Source organism: Sphingobacterium sp. UBA6320, from assembly GCF_002440335.1.
In the GTDB taxonomy this organism is placed as follows: Bacteria; Bacteroidota; Bacteroidia; order Sphingobacteriales; family Sphingobacteriaceae; genus Sphingobacterium.
In genome coordinates this window covers 92,083-111,941 of the sequence record NZ_DJTA01000014.1, presented here as the reverse complement: position 1 = coordinate 111,941, position 19,859 = coordinate 92,083, and the positions used below count along the sequence as shown (strand labels likewise).

General features: G+C 36.1%; 14 protein-coding genes. 3 read left to right on the top strand and 11 right to left on the bottom strand.

The genetic code is table 11. From position 1 onward, the window contains the following. Window positions 1-23 precede the first annotated feature (23 nt). Together B3P23_RS08725 and B3P23_RS08720 are read right to left on the bottom strand one after the other, a co-directional pair. On the bottom strand, window positions 24-1,904 hold the full coding sequence (locus B3P23_RS08725) for an Nramp family divalent metal transporter (protein ID WP_293925388.1): 1,881 nt from the start codon (window positions 1,902-1,904) through the stop codon (window positions 24-26). Between the two features lie 90 nt (window positions 1,905-1,994). After that, window positions 1,995-2,600 (bottom strand): 2'-5' RNA ligase family protein, encoded by a 606-nt coding sequence (locus tag B3P23_RS08720; protein ID WP_248754289.1) that lies wholly within the window; start codon window positions 2,598-2,600, stop codon window positions 1,995-1,997. A gap of 227 nt (window positions 2,601-2,827) precedes the next feature. On the opposite strand from B3P23_RS08720, the gene B3P23_RS08715 reads away from it, so the two are divergent. Together B3P23_RS08715 and B3P23_RS08710 are read left to right on the top strand one after the other, a co-directional pair. Further along, window positions 2,828-4,066, top strand: coding sequence for a DEAD/DEAH box helicase (locus B3P23_RS08715; protein ID WP_052627753.1), 1,239 nt, complete (start codon window positions 2,828-2,830; stop codon window positions 4,064-4,066). 209 nt (window positions 4,067-4,275) lie between these two features. Next, window positions 4,276-5,301 carry a threonine aldolase family protein gene (locus B3P23_RS08710; protein WP_293925387.1) on the top strand — a complete coding sequence of 342 codons (1,026 nt, stop codon included), beginning with the start codon at window positions 4,276-4,278 and terminating at the stop codon, window positions 5,299-5,301. 91 nt (window positions 5,302-5,392) lie between these two features. Here B3P23_RS08710 and B3P23_RS08705 read toward each other — a convergent pair whose 3' ends face one another. The 9 genes from B3P23_RS08705 to thrS form a co-directional block, all read right to left on the bottom strand. Then, entirely contained in the window at window positions 5,393-7,120 is a 1,728-nt protein-coding gene (locus B3P23_RS08705) for a RagB/SusD family nutrient uptake outer membrane protein (RefSeq protein ID WP_293925386.1), read from the bottom strand. A gap of 30 nt (window positions 7,121-7,150) precedes the next feature. Further along, a complete protein-coding gene (locus B3P23_RS08700; protein ID WP_293925385.1) occupies window positions 7,151-10,429 on the bottom strand; it encodes a SusC/RagA family TonB-linked outer membrane protein in 3,279 nt (1,092 codons plus the stop codon). A 530-nt stretch (window positions 10,430-10,959) separates the two neighbouring features. Beyond that, window positions 10,960-12,135, bottom strand: coding sequence for a Na+/H+ antiporter NhaA (nhaA, locus tag B3P23_RS08695; protein WP_248754293.1), 1,176 nt, complete (start codon window positions 12,133-12,135; stop codon window positions 10,960-10,962). Between the two features lie 478 nt (window positions 12,136-12,613). Beyond that, complete coding sequence (locus tag B3P23_RS08690; RefSeq protein ID WP_293925384.1) at window positions 12,614-13,060, bottom strand: DUF3060 domain-containing protein; 447 nt, start codon at window positions 13,058-13,060, stop codon at window positions 12,614-12,616. A 51-nt stretch (window positions 13,061-13,111) separates the two neighbouring features. Next, window positions 13,112-15,397 (bottom strand): tetratricopeptide repeat protein, encoded by a 2,286-nt coding sequence (locus B3P23_RS08685; RefSeq protein WP_293925383.1) that lies wholly within the window; start codon window positions 15,395-15,397, stop codon window positions 13,112-13,114. A gap of 187 nt (window positions 15,398-15,584) precedes the next feature. Continuing rightward, complete coding sequence (gene rplT / locus B3P23_RS08680; protein WP_021191518.1) at window positions 15,585-15,929, bottom strand: 50S ribosomal protein L20; 345 nt, start codon at window positions 15,927-15,929, stop codon at window positions 15,585-15,587. Window positions 15,930-16,026: 97 nt separating this feature from the next. Further along, a complete protein-coding gene (gene rpmI, locus B3P23_RS08675; protein WP_021191519.1) occupies window positions 16,027-16,227 on the bottom strand; it encodes a 50S ribosomal protein L35 in 201 nt (66 codons plus the stop codon). 40 nt (window positions 16,228-16,267) lie between these two features. Next, the gene (gene infC / locus B3P23_RS08670; RefSeq protein ID WP_021191520.1) at window positions 16,268-16,831 is read right to left on the bottom strand and encodes a translation initiation factor IF-3; all 564 of its coding nucleotides are present in this window, start codon (window positions 16,829-16,831) and stop codon (window positions 16,268-16,270) included. A gap of 12 nt (window positions 16,832-16,843) precedes the next feature. Next, window positions 16,844-18,769 carry a threonine--tRNA ligase gene (gene thrS / locus B3P23_RS08665; RefSeq protein ID WP_293925382.1) on the bottom strand — a complete coding sequence of 642 codons (1,926 nt, stop codon included), beginning with the start codon at window positions 18,767-18,769 and terminating at the stop codon, window positions 16,844-16,846. Between the two features lie 434 nt (window positions 18,770-19,203). On the opposite strand from thrS, the gene B3P23_RS08660 reads away from it, so the two are divergent. Beyond that, a complete protein-coding gene (locus B3P23_RS08660) occupies window positions 19,204-19,827 on the top strand; it encodes a 7-carboxy-7-deazaguanine synthase QueE (protein WP_045754401.1) in 624 nt (207 codons plus the stop codon). Window positions 19,828-19,859: the final 32 nt, after the last annotated feature.

Sequence of the window (19,859 nt, the reverse complement as noted above, 5' to 3'; positions counted from 1 at the left end):
TCTTAAATAATTATCATATCAGATTATTGTGCGATAAACACAGGTATTTTTACGGTATGTCTCAATTTATTTACAGTTTCACCAAAAACAAAATCTTTCACACCTGTATGTCCATGACTGCCAACGATTAACAAGTCAGCATGATATTTTTCGCAGATCTTCGCAATTGAAGCAACCCGATTATTATACCCCAGTTCCCAATCCACTTGATAATTTCGGTCTAAAAAAAAGTGAGCATATTTTTTTAGCCGGTCCAAATCTTGTCTAGATTCAAAATCATCGGTACTTTCTCCCGTATATTTTACCCCTGCGCTTTCAACAATGTGCACTAAAATAAAATGAGAATCCGGATTTGCGACTGAAAGTGCATATTTCACGGTTTTAGTATCTGAGGTAGAATAATCCAAAGCTAGAACAATTTTATTAAATACGTCCGGTTCTTCAAATTTCAAATCCTCAAAAGGAGGATGCACATCCAATTCAATGGGTTTATTTTTGTGGAGAATAGGATATAGCAGTGTCATAAAGAGTAAGACCACCATGCCCACCGCACCAAGGATCAATACACTCGTCAACCACAGCGAGTCATACTTGACAATCCATCCCGTAATCTCTTCATATACCAATTTTATATTAAGTATCGCAATAATAGCGGCAATCAGCCAAGCTAATACCTGTACATAAGGTTTAATCGCAAAACTGCCCATTTTTTCCTTATCGCTCACGAAGTGAATTAAGGGGATAACAGCAAATGCTAACTGCATGCTCAATATGACCTGACTAAAAATAAGTAAGGATCCAACCTGAGATTCTCCTGCGATTAAAATAACCAATACTGCAGGAATAATGGCCAACAAGCGTGTAATAATTCTTCTTAATGTGGGGCTAATGCGCAATCTCAGATATCCTTCCATTACAATTTGCCCCGCTAAGGTACCTGTAACAGTTGAGCTCTGCCCTGCAAGTATCAGGGCAATAGCAAATAACTTCGGTGCCAGATCCGTTCCCAATGTTTTTCCCAATAAATGATAAGCGTCCTCTAAGTCTGCAACATGGTGCATTCCGTTTTTATGGAAAGCCGCTGATGCGAGAATGAGGATTGCGGCATTTACCAAGAATGCTAAATTTAAAGCGATGGCGCTATCGAAAAGGTTATATTTAATGGCTTTCTTGATAGAATGGTCATCTCGTTCTATTTTTCGCGTTTGAACTAGGGCAGAATGTAAGTACAAATTGTGAGGCATGACAGTTGCACCTATAATCCCTATTGCGATATACAATGCTGCGCTATTGGGCAAACTGGGTATAAAACCTGTCACCACTTCACTAAAATCAGGCTGCACCAAAAACATTTCTACCATAAAGCACATACCGATCATCGTAATGAGCCCTATAATAAAAAGTTCCATTTTACGCATACCCAGCTTCTGCAAATACATGATGAGAAATGTATCAGCAAAGCTGATCAACACCCCCCAAAGAATATCAATTCCGAAAAGAAGATTAAGACCTATTGCCATACCCAGCACTTCAGCAAGATCACATGCAGCGATCGCAATTTCGGCTAAGATATAGAGCACAAAATTCATGCGTTTTGGATAGGTCTCCCGGTTGCACTGTGCAAGATCCTTACGTCGTACAATACCTAATCGTGTACACAAACTCTGCAATAGCAAAGCCATGATATTACTCATCAATAACACCCACAGTAAGGCATAACCAAATTGACTTCCACCAGCCAGATCAGTAGCCCAATTACCGGGATCCATATATCCTACGCTAATCAGATAAGCAGGTCCAAAAAAACTGAGTACTTTCTTAATCTTTGACTTACCCTTAATAATTTCAACACTTTCGTGTACGTCAGAAAGAGATTTTTCATGTTGGTAAGGATCTTTACTCATGTAGCAATTTATTGTAATTTATACCCGATCTATCTTGTGGAAATAAAGATATAAATCCTTAAACTAAAAACTACATTTTTACACCTTTTATTAAAAATCAAAGGATAATTGTCCGACTTCGACCGGCGGTTTTTGAAAATTCCCAAACTTAAGCTCTTCTATGATATCATATTGCTTTCGAACCGGATTAAATTTACGCAGAAAGATACTTGAACAAAAAAAGTCTAAATCAACTGTTCTAAGATTCTCAGAAGCAATCGCCAGCGCTTCTTGATCTAATTTACGCGCTACGGTCAAGTGAGGTTCTTCGCTTTTATAAAGCTCCGTTGCAAAATCTATTTTAGTGATTGCCTCTATTTTCTTTTTCAAAAATTGCTTGGATTTTAATGCGGGTGCGATATAAAAAGTTCCCTTCTGTGGAAAAACCTGATATTCGTCAAAATATACATATTGAGATTGTTCAAATTTTAACACATCTACAACTTGTTTCTTTATATGCGATAGCATCTCCTGATCAGCATGATATTCACATATCGTAATATGAGCCATTGAATGACAGCTGGAAAACCATCCAATCTTATTTTTTAAACTTTCTTTAATCGATTGTACAAGTTGAATACCTTTTTCACAAGGCTGAAATACAAATGAATACTTTTCTACATGTGCGGACATCTGCCCTCCTTTCAATAACGTCAAATATGCTTTTTTTAAAGATAATCATAATAAAACAATAAAAGAAGTTGATAAAACAAATGAGGCCCTCTTCATCCTCTTGGCGCGCCGTTGATCAAGTAATATACCATAAAGGTCTATATTCGGGTATTTGCAAAGTTTTTTTTAAGTAACTTTGACCATTATTCATTAAATACGACGATAAAGTGTCTCTCGATAAATTAAAATTAGGCAAGCGGTTACAAAAATCCATGGAAGATCTGGGTTATTTAACGGCAAAGGAAATACAGGTAAAATCGATGTCACGGATATTAGGAGGTCAAGATATCATTGCTATCGGTCCTGAAGGTTCAGGAAAAACGACAACTTACGTACTCAGTGTACTTTCTGGACTTAAATTTAATGTTCCTGATGCGCCCAAAGTTTTAATTTTGGCACCAGATCAAGAACGCGTTCAGGCTATTCTAGATCAATTCTATTTGATCAGTAAAAATAAAGACCTCAGTATTATAGGCTTGCGCGCGGGTGGAAGTATGGAACAGGAGATTGAAAAGCTGGTAGCAGGTGTTGAAATCGTTGTTTCAACACCCAATAGAGCAAGAGCTGTTTACCTCAAACTAGGCTTAAATCTCAATTTAATCCATACCCTGATTATCGATGATGCCGAAGAGGTTATAAAGAATGGAATGATCACCCCTGTCAAAGAACTTGTACAAAGCTGTAAAAAATGTCAACATCTAATTTTCAGTACTGTAGAGCACGAAAAATTACATCAAATGATCGATAGTTTTATGGTTACTCCTGCCCTAATTGAAGTAGAGGAACTGGCAGCAGAAAAACTTAACGTTCATGACTTGTTTCTTTATCAGGTACCCAATTTCACAACTAAAATCAATCTTCTCAATAGCTTGATGTTAGATAATGAAGTATTTGATAAAGTCATCATTTTTGTCAACAGTAAACTTACTGCCCAAAAGCTAGGAAAAAGCTTGCACCGCAAGTACAATGAAGAAATTCTGATCTTCAACCCCCTATTTTTTGAAGATAAAAACATTCATGATATCGATCTATTCAAACAAGATAACGCACATCGGATCTTAATCGTTGCAAATGAAGGAACTGAAGAATTAGACTTATCAGGTATACCTTATATCTTTCATTTTGAAATACCTGAGCATAACGATACCCTGATCCAACGTATTATCAAATCTGGTGATGAAGAACAATTGGCGTTTACCCTCGCGACTGATTTGGAATTGCCTGAAATCAAGAAAATTGAACAAATTGTAGGTCAAAAAATGGAAGTACTTGATTTGCCTGAAAAATTATCAATTTATAGTGCAAAAAAAGAAAATCCTACACTGATCGATGAAGGAACCAATGACAATCGTGGCGGAGCCTTCCATCAAAAGAAAGAAAGCAATAGTAAGACCTATAATTATGGCGCTGGCAAAAAAGCTAAAATGACCATGAAAAAGAAAAAAGGTTAAAGGAGTCAAATTCCTAAAAGATGTTAAAAATCACGGAAATAAAATTCCGTGATTTTTTATTTATACCATATTCAAACCAGCACCTTTGACCTTCAGCGAACCTTCTTTAGAAAATTATGGTGTTATGAATTTATCAATTATATTTTATCTTTACATAGGCTATATAAAAGCGCCTTGAACAGATAAAGAACGTAGGAAAATATTAAAAAATGTATAATTTCAAAAATGACTATTCTGAGGGTGCACACCCCAATATTTTAACTAAACTCATTGAAACAAATCTCGTACAGCAACTGGGCTATGGTGAAGATGAATATGGTATTGAAGCTAAAGAGGTATTAAAGGAAAAAATAAAAAACCCTCATGCTACGATACATTTTCTTTCTTGCGGTACACAAACCAATCTCATCGTAATTTCTTTTCTCCTTCGTGTCCATGAAGCGGTTATAAGTGCTAAAACAGGACATATTTCTGCCAACGAGACCGGTTCTATCGAAGCAACGGGACATAAAGTTATTGCAGTAGAAACGGAGGATGGTAAATTAAGACCTTCAGATATCCAAAACGCATTAAAAGAATATGCACTAAAGCCACATGTCGTAAAACCAAGAATGGTTTATATTTCCAATTCGACTGAGATCGGTACCATATATACGAAAAGTGAATTAGAAGATTTATCTTCATGCTGCAAGACCAATAATTTGTTACTCTATCTCGATGGTGCTCGATTGGGACATGCACTCATGGCGCAAAATAATGATATGACACTCGCTGATATCGCAAGATTAACAGATATCTTCTATATCGGTGGAACAAAAAATGGCGCATTATTGGGAGAAGCGGTTATTTTTAGGACCCCAGAACTAGCCTTCGATTTTGAATATGTATTGAAACAGAAAGGAGCGCTACTTGCCAAAGGAAGAGTGCTAGCCATACAGTTTTTAGAATTATTTAAGCACGATCTATATTTCGATTTGGCACATCACGCAAACATGATGGCCTTGAAAATAGTAGATGCCGTACAGTCAAAAGGATTTTCTTTTTTAACAAATTCAATGACCAATCAAATCTTTCCTATTTTACCAAAAGATATTATCCAAAAACTCAGTGAAAACTATCAATTCTATATTTGGAAGGAAATAGATGATGATCATGCTGCAATTAGACTGATCACATCTTGGGCAACAGATGAAAAAAATGTTGATGCGTTTATAGCAGATCTAAAATCACTTTAAGCAGTTTCTCTTACTCGTGAATAATCATTAAAATAAGCGTGGCTTATCTGAAACCAGACAAGCCACGCTTTATTGCTTAAGAAACAAATTTTTAGTAACCGGTATTTTGTGTTAAAGCTCCGCCACTTCTATCAATTTGCGTTTGAGGAATTGGGAAATATTCATTTTGAGGTTTAAAGTTCAGTCCTTTATAAGTCGGCAAAATGCCCCCTTCAAAAGTTGAATAGCTTTCTAATGTAGATTTTGCTTCTCCCCATCTTACTAAATCATAAAAACGATGTCCTTCCATAGCCAACTCTAAGCGGCGTTCAAAACGAACAGCTTTACGAGCATATGCTGGATCAGGAAAAGATAAGTAAGGTTTTACTACATAAACCGCAGCATTGATATTATTGGCGGTCTTTTTCGCTGGTAAATTTGCTGCACGGGCACGTATTGCATTTACATAATTCATCGCTCCAGTCAAATTTCCAACTTCTACTTCACATTCAGCAGCCATCAATATGACATCGGCTAGACGGATAATATTAACGTCCAAATCCGTGATATATGCTGCCCCAGAAGCGGTATGGCTACCAAATTGACTCTGTGGGATCATCGTTTTGATACCGACAAAAGGACCACCGCTTGACACTTCTCTTATCCAAGCATCACCTGGCATCACTCCATAATCAAGGTATCTAACCCCTCTACGACCAACAGTATAATCCAAACGTGGATCTAATCTTAGCGTCACATCTAATTGATATTTAGTCTTAGCTGAATCCGCTTCCGTATCAACCAAACCAAAATCTGATTTGTAAGGATTTGTACGGTAAGATCCATCCAACATCGGTAGACCATTGGCATCTACTTTATAAGCATTTACCAAGTCGATCGTAGGCTGATAAAAACCACAACATCCAACAGGATTATTTCCATTTAAGCCAGCCAACATATCTCCGACATTTGCATTGTCTCCAGTTCCATCAGGATTGATTGCATGTTTCGACACTAACAATGCTTCAGGTCCATCCTCATTCAGCACATCAAAGTTATTTTGAAAAGGCATTCCCTGAATATCTTTACCTGCAATAACTTCTTTGAACAACACAAGCGCTTCAGGATATTTCTTCTGGTACAGATACACTTTACCTAAATATGCCTTTGCAATATTTCTATCCATTCGACCCGACTCTTGATTGATTTTGGTTAAAGGTAAGTTTTCAATACCGATCTTTAGATCATCAATTATTTTAGGCAATACATCATCTTTATTAGGCTTTACTTTAGCCTCATCAGCAGTCGTATTTTCGTCTACATATACTAAGTTTTTAAAAACTCTCCAAAGATAAAAGTAGTAGTGTGCCCTTAATACACGAGCCTCACCTTCAATCTCCCTAGCTCGCGCTGCAGTGATGGTTTTCGCTCCAGCCTGATCTACTTTTAATAGGCGCAACGTATTGTTAGCTCGCAATACCCCCTCATAATACACTTCCCACATTTGTCCCAAGTTATCATTTGAACTGTTTGGTGTGTGAAATTCAATCATATTCATATTAGGTTGATCGGTAGATGTCGAACCTTTATGCGCATTGTCTGACGCAACTTCACCAAATAACCACTGACTAGGAGCAGATGAATAATTTCCCCAAGTTCCACTTACATTACCATTCAATATGCCATAAGCACCAATCAATACCCCTTCAATTCCCTTTGCATTTTCAACTTGTGATTCTGCCAAATCTCCCTGAGGTAGTTTCTCCAAAAAGCCTTTACCGCACGAAGCAAATAAAAGTGTAGTGGCCCCCAGTATCATATATATATTCTTTTTCTTCATGATATTTAAATTTTAATAATTAATAAAGCCCTAGAATCCTAAACTAAGTCCTAACATATATTGTCTTGACTGCGGATATACTCCAAAATCAACACCCAATGCTGGGTAATCTGAAGGAGTAGCAGTTACCTCTGGATCTAAACCTTCATATTTGGTGATCGTAAATAAATTCGTAACAGCAAAATACATTCTAAATTTGCGTACCGAACTATTTCCTCCAAATAGATTTTGAACAGGTAAATTATAACCGATCTGTAAATTCTTAAGCTTTAAAAAACTTGCATCTTGTACATAGTAACTTGAAGAGGCATATTCATAAGGAGAGGCGTCATTAACTTGCGAAGGGATCATACTTCCTGTATTTGTTGGACTCCACTCATCTAAAACACGCACACTTTTCTGTCCTTTGAAAACTCCAAAATCTGTAAAGTAACGAGTTGCTTCATAATTTTGATTTCCCTTAGAACCATAGAAATAGGCCATTAAATCAAAGTTTTTGTATGTAGCATTAATATTCAATGAATATACGAAATCAGGGTGTGGGCTTCCGATGATCGTTCTATCATTAGCATCGATGACCTTATCTCCATTAATATCTGCATATTTAAGTCCTCCTATCCTTGACTTTCCATCAGCATAAGGAGCGCTTGCGATATCAGCAGCATCTTGATATATACCGACCACTTTGTATCCGTAAAACGCACCCAATGGTTCTCCAGCTTTCAAAATTGATGTTTCCATACTTCTGAATGATCCATAAACCTGCTGGCTTATTGATGGTGCCAATGACACGATCTTATTGACATTTCTAGAAATATTTGCCGACAGATCTAATGTGAAAGGTTTGTCTTGTTTCTTACCGTAGTGATAATTCAGTGAAAACTCAACTCCTTTATTTTGCATATCACCGATATTGACATACGGTGAAGATGCTCTACCTGCGACAACTGCTGGCAAAGGAAGTGGATAGAGCATATCGGTAGTCTTCTTATTATACCAATCAAATGATCCATCAAGATCGCCATTCAGAATTGAAAAATCCAATCCAAGGTTTAGTGCAGAAACTTGCTCCCACTTGATAGCAGGGTTACTGTATGCATTTTGCCATACTCCCGAACTAAGCGGTCCATTGATCGGATAAGAAGATTGATTCACTGCTACTCTGTAACGATTCACATATTGATTTTGTGGAATGCGCTGATTTCCGGTCACGCCATATCCTGCTCTTATCTTTAGATCATTCAACCACGAAGAGCCTTTTAAAAACTCTTCTTCAGACAAGCGCCAAGCGGCACTTACACCCGGAAATACACCATATTTATTATCAGGTCCAAAAGTGGAAGATCCATCTCTTCTCACAGTTCCACTGAAAATGTAACGATCTTTATACGAGTAGTCCACTTTTCCGAACATAGAGAATAGAGCTCCAACACTTCCCTCTCCGTTTCCAAAAATGTCCTTCGAAGCAGAATTGATGTAAAAATAATCTAAACTTGCTGTTGTAAAGTAACCATTTCCTCTAGCAGATATTTGTCTATATCGATTCTCTATTGCCTCTGTACCCAATAAGATATTGAGGTTATGGTCATCATTAAATTTAGCTTTATAATTTAATGTATTTGTCCAAGTCCACTCTTTATTGATTCCAGAAGATTCATTCATTCCATTATTAAAGCTTCCCTCTGTAAATTCTGGATTGGGGTAGGTATATGAAACTGTATTATAATTTTCATACTTCATACCCATACTTGTACGTAAGGTCAACCCCTTAAGCAGATCATACTCACCATACACATTTCCAAAAAATAGATTACTCTTATTTTTATTATCTTTAGCACGATAAGCTATTGCTACAGGATTTTCCCCATTCCCATATTGTCCACCGACCGATCCAGCAAAATTTCCACCTTCATCATATACCGGTATCAAATTGTGAATACGATAAGCAAAACCAAGGGCACTACCTTCTCCAATATAATCTCCGGCAGTATTGGTATTTACCCCCATACCAAAGCCTTCAGTGAACGAATATTGTATATTTTCCCCAAATCTCAACTTTTTATCAAAAGCAGAAAATGACATGTTAGAACGGATATTATATTTTTCAAAACCCGTATGAACAATGGTACCCTTTTGTTTTAAATAACCTCCTGAAAATGCATAATTAGCACTTTCACCACCTCCTGTAGCACTCAATTGATAAGATTGTGTAGGTGCATTTTGCGATAAAGCATCAAACCAATTTGTTCCTGCTTTATTTGCTTTCGTGATCTGATAAAAATCAGAACGACTCGTAGCATTGTATTTATATTTTGACATGTCAAGGTCAGCAGGTTTAATGGCATTGCCGAGTGCTGCACCTGCAATTATATAATCTGGTAAAGTATTGTTTTTTCCATCCAATCTATTTTCAATATCTAAAACTTGTTGCGGACTCAACATTTTCGGAAATCGGCTACTATTAGGCACTTGTACTCCATAATAGGCATCCAAATTAATTTGTGGCTTACCCGATTTCCCCATTTTTGTGGTTACGATCACAACACCATTATTTGCTCGAGAACCATAGATAGAAGCCGCTGATGCATCTTTCAGCACCTGCATAGACTCTATATCGTTTTGATTTAACCAGCTCAGCTTACCTTCGTAAGGCACTCCGTCAATAATATACAACGGTTCGTTATTGTTGATGGTACTATATCCACGAATTTTAATCTGTGGCGTAGAACCGGGCGCACCGTCTGTAACAACCTGAACACCAGTAGCCCGACCTTGTAAAGATTCGACCGCACTAGCAGCAGGCGTACTCTTCAATTGATCAACGTTGACCACAGAAACAGCTCCTGTTAGATCTTTTTTTCGTTGCGTGCTATACCCCGTTACAACGACCTCCTCTAAATCATCACTTTGACTTAACATGCCTACAATAAGGGGCAATGAAGTGGAAGTAACATTAACAGTCTGCTTCGAAAATCCAACATAAGTAATTTCTAATACATCATTTACAGCTGCATCAATCTGAAAATTACCGTCCGCATCAGATGATGTGGCTGCCGTTTTCCCGACAACTTTAATGGTTGCTCCAGCGATCGCTTCTTTAGTAGCTGCATCTTGAATTTTTCCTCGAATAGGTTTTTGTACTGGCTTTGCACTGACCGCATAATAGGTCGCATCAGCAAATTTGGACATTGGGTTACCTAAGGTTTGATGGCTAATCAACACAAGTGCGGTAGATGCCCAAAGAGAGTATTTTATCGTTTTTTTATGCTCAATAAAATCCTCGTTAAGAAACTGTAGTAGTTTTCTCATAATGTGAAAAAGGTTTAATTTGGTAATTTAATCAGTGCTACATCCTCTTGAAGAATCTCCCCTAGCACTACATGTTTAGTTGTTAATTAAATTTACGCAAACGATTGAAATTTCATAATTATTTGTTAAATATCTTTTAAACAAATACATAACAGATTGATACATAAGCGATAAAACTACATACACTTATTGTAACAAATACATTTTGTAACAAGAAAAAGACAGTAAAAAATTTAAACTCCCTATAACTCAAAAAAGTTGACACATTAATGTTAAAAAACTGTTAAAATCAAAGTAGATCATAAACTTATTCAACACTTAAAAAGTACTCTTATCTTTTATCAAAAAATTATAAACTTAAAATGACTTTCTTTATAATTTGCAGATCAAACAAAATAGCTTCGTAAGCTAATCTTATTTTAGATAGGCAATATTTCTGTAAAGAAAAGGGCCTATACAATTGTATTGTATAAGCCCTATATATCATTACTCCTTTAGTTTTTTTTTAAAAGGATACTACATGATCAGTATTAACCCATTTTTTTGTTTCCAATGCTAGCAAGAAACAGATAGCCTATCGCTCCTGAAAACAAAGAACCGATCAATACAGCAAACTTTGCTTCTTCGATTAACATCGGGTCTGTAAACGCCAATATAGAGACAAAGATGGACATCGTAAATCCAATTCCCCCAAGTAGACCTACTCCAAAGATATGTTTCCAGTTGGCCCCTTCAGGTAAGGTGCATAATTTAAGTTTTGTAGCAATAAAAGAAATCCCTAAAATACCAATAGATTTTCCAACCAGTAGCCCCCCTATTATACCAATACCCAAAGCAGTAGTTAAGCCTCCAACCATTTCACTATGAATCGTGATATTGGTATTTGCAATTGCAAAAAGTGGGATAATAATAAAATTGACAGGAGAAGTAAGGATGTGTTCCAGTTTTTCTAATGGCGATTCATCATCCGTAGCATTTGTCGGCAATGTCAATGCCACTAATACCCCAGCAATTGTTGCATGTATACCCGAATGGTGAATAAAATACCAAATAAATACTCCAGGAATCAAGTAAGCCCAAATCTTTTTGACACCAAAATAATTCAATCCTAATAAAAATGCGAAAATACCTAAAGCAATAAATAAGTAGTTATAATGTAAATCGCCACTATAAAATAAAGCAATCACTAAAATGGCCAATAAATCATCCACAATAGCTAAGGCGGCCAAAAAAATCTTTAAACTAGCTGGCACCCGATTGCCCAATAGCGTAATAACAGCCAATGCGAAAGCAATATCGGTAGCCATCGGAATTCCCCAGCCATGTTCTGTAGGTAGACCTTTATTAATAAACAAATAAATGAGGGCTGGAAGAATAGCACCACCAACCGCTGCTAAAATTGGTAATAAAGCTTTTTTCGGAGATGATAATTCCCCTTCCACCAATTCACGTTTGATCTCTAAACCCACCAAGAGAAAAAATATTGCCATCAAACCATCGTTTATCCACAGCAGAATGGAGTAGTTCAAATGAATATTTTCTGTCTCAAATCCGATCGTTGTATTTAAAAGATTACTAAACGAAGTTGCCAGTGGAGTGTTCGCAACAATCAAGGAAACAATAACGCAGATAAATAACAGAATACCACCTATATTACTAGATTGTAAAAACTGCTTGAAAATTTTTAAATTAATTAAATTTGACATGAAGACTTTTTCATTTAGTGATCAATAAGAAAAAAGTAGGTATCAAAATGACTATACGACCTACATAATGTAATTGCACTAAGATAAGTTTTTCTTTTAAAAAACGAGGCTTTACAGACCAATATATCTGAATACTTCATGCTCAATACCACATGTATATTAACAAAAAAACGATTTCGAAATACTTAACATAAACTTCACATCATATTTACCGTATGGTAAGAATACAAGCTTATCTTTATGGTAATTAAAAATGAAACAAAATGATTAAAGACTTTGAAGTAACAGCTTTAGAAAGCTACACAGATGCAATCGAATTTACATTTGATGGAGATGATTTATTATCAGGAGAGGATTAACTTACCTGTATTGAACAATTTGTCGCACGCTTAAAGCGTGTTTTTTTTTCTTACGGATCAAATAAAAAGGACCAATTAAATTAATCAGTCCCTTTATAGTATTGTACGGTACAAAGTGATTACTTAATCTTCATGACCATATTATCTACACCTTCTATTTTTGTATCCGCTTTACCAGTCTTATTTTTTGATGATTTATAATGTACATGATTTTGAGTCCCCTCTACATGTACAATATCAACATTGTTGGCATTGACCTTATTTCCCATACCTTCTATGCTGACTTTTTTAACTTGATCTAAGTTTACAGAATTACTTGCACCTTCTATCTCTAATTTCGCAAAAGAACCTTCGATGGTCACTGCATTTTCCAGCCCCTCTATTTTGACAACATCATTCGCAGTCACTTTAATAGTACGCTTATTACCTTTACCTTCTATAACAATTTCTTTTCCTTTTACCTGATCCACCTGCTTAACAGGTTTAGAATCGATCGCTGCGTAGGTTACACTTGTGGCCGCTAATAGAATAGCAGCAAAACCAAGTATCATGTTTTTTCTTATCATAATCATAACAATATATTTGTGTCTAGAACAATCAATAAGGCTATAAAGTTTTTATTTTTTCAACCAGCCCAACCATCCAGATCCCCAAGCTTTTTTCTTTTCTAAAGCTTTTTCATGTTTTGGAAAAAGCTTTAGGATGGCTTGAATCTTTTGCTTTGCAGTCTCTTGATCACTGCTCTCAAATGATGCTTCAGCAGACATCAACATCATTTCAATCCAGTCATCATCCTCTTCCCAGTTTTCATTAGCATACATTTCTTGCGACTCTTGACTGATCCGAATAACATTTTCCCAATCTCGCAAATGAAAATATGCGCGGACAACATGAATCAATATCAAATGAAAATCACCATACGACTCTTCTTCTACTAAAGTGGACTTAGTAGAATCATAGGCGACTAAAAGATCCTGTAAAGCTGCAGCATAGTTTCCCAACAAATAGTACGATTTACCTCTCAGATAATGCAATTTACGATAATCGATAAGCGCCATTTCCTGTATAGGTTTTGTTGCTTGGTAATTATTAGCACACGCAATACATTGATCGTACTGTTCTAACTGAAAATAATTTTGCATGAGCATATACCAATTTGAGGCATCGTCAGGTTTATTTTCTAATTCTTTTTGCCAATCCTTTAACGTTTCAGAATCTCCCCTATGATTGATTAAGTCAAAGCGTGCATTCTGAATTTCCATATATGCCTGACGGGTCACAAACAGATCCTCTTCATCATAAGCGGCATAATCTGCCGAATGAATGAGTTCGTCATATTCCTGAGAGATGGTTTTCAACCTTTCCTCTGCTTCTTTTATATAGCCTAATTTAAATTCACATTTGGTGACATACGCAGAAATACGAAGGTAATTAGGTAAGTCAAACTCTTTAAAACTTTCATCCAATAACTCATGATAATTGATCAAGGCATCTTCGTAATCACCTTTTTCAAAATACGCATCAGCCAAAGTATTGTACAGCTCCCAAAACCGACTATAAGTAAGACCTTCTTTACAGATATCGATCACCTCATCATATTTGCGTTTACTACTGAGTGCCAACGCATAGTTATTGCAACACATAGACATAAGTTGGCTATTGATGAAGTAATTAGCTTCAAATTTATTCTCATGAAAATACGCCTTAAATCCTAAGTACGATCTTTTAAAAAACTGTAGGCGATAATTTAATAAAGGCATATCTAGAACTGGAGAACCAATTGAATTTTCAAATTCTGAAAATTCACATCCTGAATTAAAATAATCAATAGGTCCATCTTCTGGCCAGTTCAAAATTTCAGGTAATTCTTTATGAACGTGATAGTAAGTCAAGATATACCGGTGGATCGTAATTGAAAAGCCTTCCAATTCTACGGCTTTCGCTAAGTAAGGCAACGCCTCATCATAGTTTCCGCCTTCAAGAATATACGTTCCAGCAAAATGATAAGGAATGAACCAGTCCGGGTAAAGATCGATATAACGCTTAGCTTCGATGAGAGGGTCGGACAGATCAAGTCCCAACTCCTCACGAAAATTGCGTTGTACCATGATCGCAAAATAGATGCATTGTTTATTTTCCAATCCACCATTTAACAAATCCATTACCCGTTCATAATACTTAAATATTTCAGCATCTACTTCTGGATCTTCATTTCCATATAAAACTGCCTTCACCCCTGCCCAACCAATCATTTCATAATCATGATATTCCAGTGCAAGTTGACCGATATCCAAGTATAGCAAAACATTATTGGATAGAATATCGTGTTTATATTTTTTAAATTCGGCTAATGCCTGTTGATGTTGATTGAGGTTCTCCCGCAGTATCATGGCTTTAAAAAGTACACTTTCCGTTAGCAAAGCACATTTACTAATACGATCATGGGCATATAACACTTCATAAATGGCGAGCAATTCATTTATATTACGAATTGATTCAGCATATTTTTCATGTAGATAATTTAGATCAGCGCTGAATCGACATACATTTTCCAATTCGTCCTCATGTACGCTCAATCTTTCGATATACGACGAGTACTCGTCATAGTCTAAATCTTTATAGAAAAATCGTGTCGTTTCCAATAAACCAAATAATGCAGCTTCATGGTTTGGTTCAATTTCTAAAATAGTTTTATAAATGGTGATGACTTCTTGAAAATCATTTAATGAAAGTTCATTATTGTCTTCTTCTGAAATTTGATAATCAAGTTCTTTAAGTACGTTTGCTTTTAGTAGTAATGCTGGGATATCTTGAGGGTTTAATACAAGAAACACTTCCAATTCAGATAAACAATCCTCATATCTCCCTTCTTCATACAAATTTACTAGATCTTGAAACTTCATAAATTACGGCTCTTTTATATAAAAATAAAAATATATTACAAACTTCAAAACAGTTCAAAAAAATAAACTGTAAAACAGCTCATTATTAAATGATAAAATAATGAATAGCTTGCAACATTAAAATAAAAAAAAGGAACCCAGATGGGTTCCTTTCCAATATCTAACAAATTGACTCGGGGTTAAAACTCTATTTTACTGCGTCAATAACTGCTTTGAAAGCATCTGGGTTGTTTAAAGCTAAATCAGCTAAAACCTTACGGTTTAAACCAATATTTTTAGCGTTTAATTTACCGATCAACACGGAATAAGATAAACCTTGTTGACGAGCTCCAGCGTTAATACGTTGAATCCATAAAGCTCTAAACTCGCGTTTTTTGGTTTTACGGTCGCGGTAAGCGTACTGTAAACCTTTTTCTACTGTATTTTTAGCAATAGTATATACTTTGCTACGTGATCCATAATAGCCTTTCGCTAATTTAAGGATTTTTTTACGTCTTCTTCTCGAAGCAACTGCGTTAACCGAACGTGGCATATTTTTAAAATTATTTGGTAAAAGGCGCCATGTTTTGCAATGAACTTACTACCCTGTACCCGGTTAAAAAATTATTATTAATTAAATCGAATAAAACTTATTTACCGATAGCAAGCATACGTTTAACGTTGCCCATATCGCCATCAGATACATAACTTGTTGTTGTTAAGTTACGTTTACGTTTTGTGCTCTTTTTTGTCAAGATGTGGCTTTTGAAAGCGTTTTTTCTTGCGATTTTACCTGTTCCAGTAAGCTTAAAACGTTTTTTAGCGCTGGAATTGGTTTTTACTTTTGGCATAATACTTTAAATTTTATATCAATCTGTTAGAATTTCTTTATTATTTTTTAGCCACCAATTTAGGTGCTAAAGTTAAAAACATACGTTTTCCTTCCAATTTAGGTAGCAATTCTACTTTACCCACTTCTTCTAAAGCTTGTGCAAAACGCAATAACAAGATCTCTCCTTGTTCTTTGTGTACAATTGCACGACCCTTAAAGTGTACGTAAGCACGAACTTTCTCACCACTTTCAAGAAACTTAATTGCATGTTTCAATTTGAAATCAAAATCATGTTCGCTGGTATTAGGTCCAAAACGGATTTCCTTAATAACAGTTTGCTTTGCATTAGCTTTGATTTCTTTTTGTTTCTTCTTTTGCTCGTAAACAAATTTACTGTAGTCGATAATTTTACAAACCGGCGGAACAGCATTTGGCGAAATCTCAACTAAATCAAGTTCCAATTCATCTGCAAGCTCTAAAGCTTTACGTGTAGGATATACTCCTGTTTCCACATTGTCACCTACCAAACGTACCTCAGGCACACGGATTAGCTCATTAATGCGGTGATCTGGTTCTTTCTTTCTCATTGGTGGTCTAGGACCACCTGGTCTTTTTAATGCCAAATGTTTAAATATTTAAACGGTTATTTCTTTAATTAATACTTCTCTAAATTCGTCAGCAGTCATGGAACCCAAGTCTACTGAACCATGTTTACGAACAGAAATCGTGCCATTCTCAGCCTCTTTCTCGCCCACAATCAACATGTAAGGCAGTTTTTTCACTTCTGCATCTCTGATTTTGCGACCTACTTTTTCATCACGCAAGTCTATCAGTCCGCGAATATCGGAATTATTTAGCGATTCTAAAAGATTTTTCGCATATTCTTCATATTTTTCTGATACAGGCAAGATGATAAATTGTTCTGGGGCAAGCCATAATGGAAATTCTCCCGCGCAATGTTCGATCAATACGGCGATAAAACGCTCCATAGAACCAAATGGTGCTCGGTGAATCATCACAGGTCTATGTTTTGCATTATCAGAACCTGTATATTCCAATTCAAAACGCTCAGGCAAATTATAATCCACTTGAATGGTACCCAACTGCCATTTACGACCCAAAGCATCTTTCAACATGAAATCTAGCTTAGGACCATAGAAAGCTGCCTCTCCATACTCAATAACCGTAGACAATTCCTTTTCTGCAGCAGCTTCAATAATCGCGCTTTCAGCTAAAGCCCAGTTTTCATCTGTACCAATATATTTAGTACGATTTTCAGGATCTCTCAACGAAATTTGTGCCGTATACTCTTCAAAACCTAGGGCTCTGAAAACATACAGGACCAAGTCGATTACTTTTTTAAACTCTTCTTTTACTTGATCAGGACGACAAAACAAATGCGCATCATCTTGAGTAAACCCTCGCACACGTGTCAAGCCGTGTAGCTCTCCAGATTGTTCGTATCGATATACAGTCCCAAATTCCGCAAAACGTACAGGAAGATCCTTGTAAGAACGCGGTTTTGTCTTATAGATCTCACAGTGATGTGGGCAGTTCATCGGTTTCAAGAAAAACTCTTCATTTTCAACTGGAGTTCTAATAGGTTGGAATGAATCCTCACCATACTTATCATAATGACCAGAAGTCACATACAATTGCTTGTTACCGATATGAGGAGTCATAACAGGCTCATATCCTGATTTCAATTGCGCTCTTTGCAAAAAATCTTGCAATTTCTGACGTAAAGCAGCTCCCTTTGGTAACCACAATGGCAGTCCAGCTCCAACTTTTTCTGAAAAAGCAAACAATTCCAATTCTTTACCTAGTTTACGGTGATCACGTTTCTTAGCCTCTTCGATAAACTTTAAATATTCAGTTAATTCAGAAGCTTTTGGAAATGTAACCCCATAAATACGAGTCAATTGTTTACGAGACTCATCACCTCTCCAGTATGCACCAGCTACATTCGTCAGTTTGATTGCTTTGATAAATCCTGTATTAGGAATATGCGGACCACGACACAAATCTGTAAATTCGCCCTGTGTATAAAATGTGATCTTTCCGTCTTCAAGATCTTTGATCAGATCTAATTTGTACTCGTCCCCTTTTTCAGTAAAATAAGCAACAGCATCAGCTTTTGAAACGGCTTTGCGTTCGAAAGTTTCTTTACGCTTTGCCAATTCCAACATCTTATCTTCGATGTGTTTAAAATCATCCGATGAAAATTCACGATCGCCAAAATCTACATCATAATAAAAACCGGTTTCGATAGCAGGACCAATACCAAACTTGATGCCTGGATAAAGATCTTCTAATGCTTCGGCTAATAAATGCGCTGAAGAATGCCAAAAGGTAGATTTACCATTCGTATCATTCCAAGTTAACAATTTTACGGTAGCATCTTCTTCAATCGGGCGAGATGAATCCCAAATTTCTCCATTTACTTCGGCCGCTAATACATTTCTAGCTAGACCTTCCGAAATTGACAGTGCTACTTGAGCAGCTGAAGTCCCTTTTTCATATTCACGAACGGAACCATCAGGTAATGTAATTTTAATCATCAACAAATATGATTATTTTTAGTAATTATTTATAAAACAATACTTTACAGATAAACAACATACTAAGTTGTTCGCTATCTGCAAAGCTTAACTCTTAAAATCTATTCATAGATTCCTTATCCATCAAATATACTGAAAATAATCGATAATTACACTTTTAAGTCTTACCCATACTCCATTAAGATTTGATATGAGCTACTTTCCTGTACAAATGTCATACTTTTGACTATTTCGCAAACCTAGCACATGCACTTCAGCTATTGAAAAACTACACGATACATGTAATGATTTTTTGTATCGCAGCCGGTACCTAAAATCTCATTAAAAATAATATCGGCAAAGTGCTAAACCTATCTAATCTAAAAGTAATGAATTGAAAACAATCCCGATATCACAATCTTTTTTATTATTTTTGCAATCTTAAATTCATTACTATGTCACATCAAGTTCCAGAAGACGGTACTTTGCTTCCGTTAATGGAAGAATTCTATACAATTCAGGGAGAGGGATTTCACACAGGAAAAGCTGCATATTTTATTCGATTGGGAGGATGTGATGTCGGTTGTCATTGGTGTGATGTCAAAGAAAGCTGGGATGCTAATTTACACCCATTGACTACTGCAGACCAGATTATTGAAAATGCTAAAAAATATCCAGCGAAAACCGTTGTCATTACCGGAGGGGAACCTTTAATCTATAATTTAGACTATCTGACAAAAGGATTGCACAAAGCTGGTATTCAAACGTTTATTGAAACATCAGGAGCCTACCCACTCAGTGGTGAATGGGATTGGATCTGTCTATCTCCAAAAAAATTCAAAGCCCCTAGAAAAGATGTTTTAGAAGCTGCAGGCGAATTAAAAGTCATCGTTTTCAATAAAAGTGATTTTGAATGGGCAGAGGAGCATTCAAAACTAGTCAACAGCGATTGTAAACTATACCTACAACCTGAATGGTCTAAGTATGCAGAAATGACTCCGCTTATCATTGATCATGTTAAAGATAATCCGAAATGGAATATCTCACTACAGACACATAAATATTTGAACATCCCTTAATCAACACGATATTCTTATCCTAAAAAAGGCGA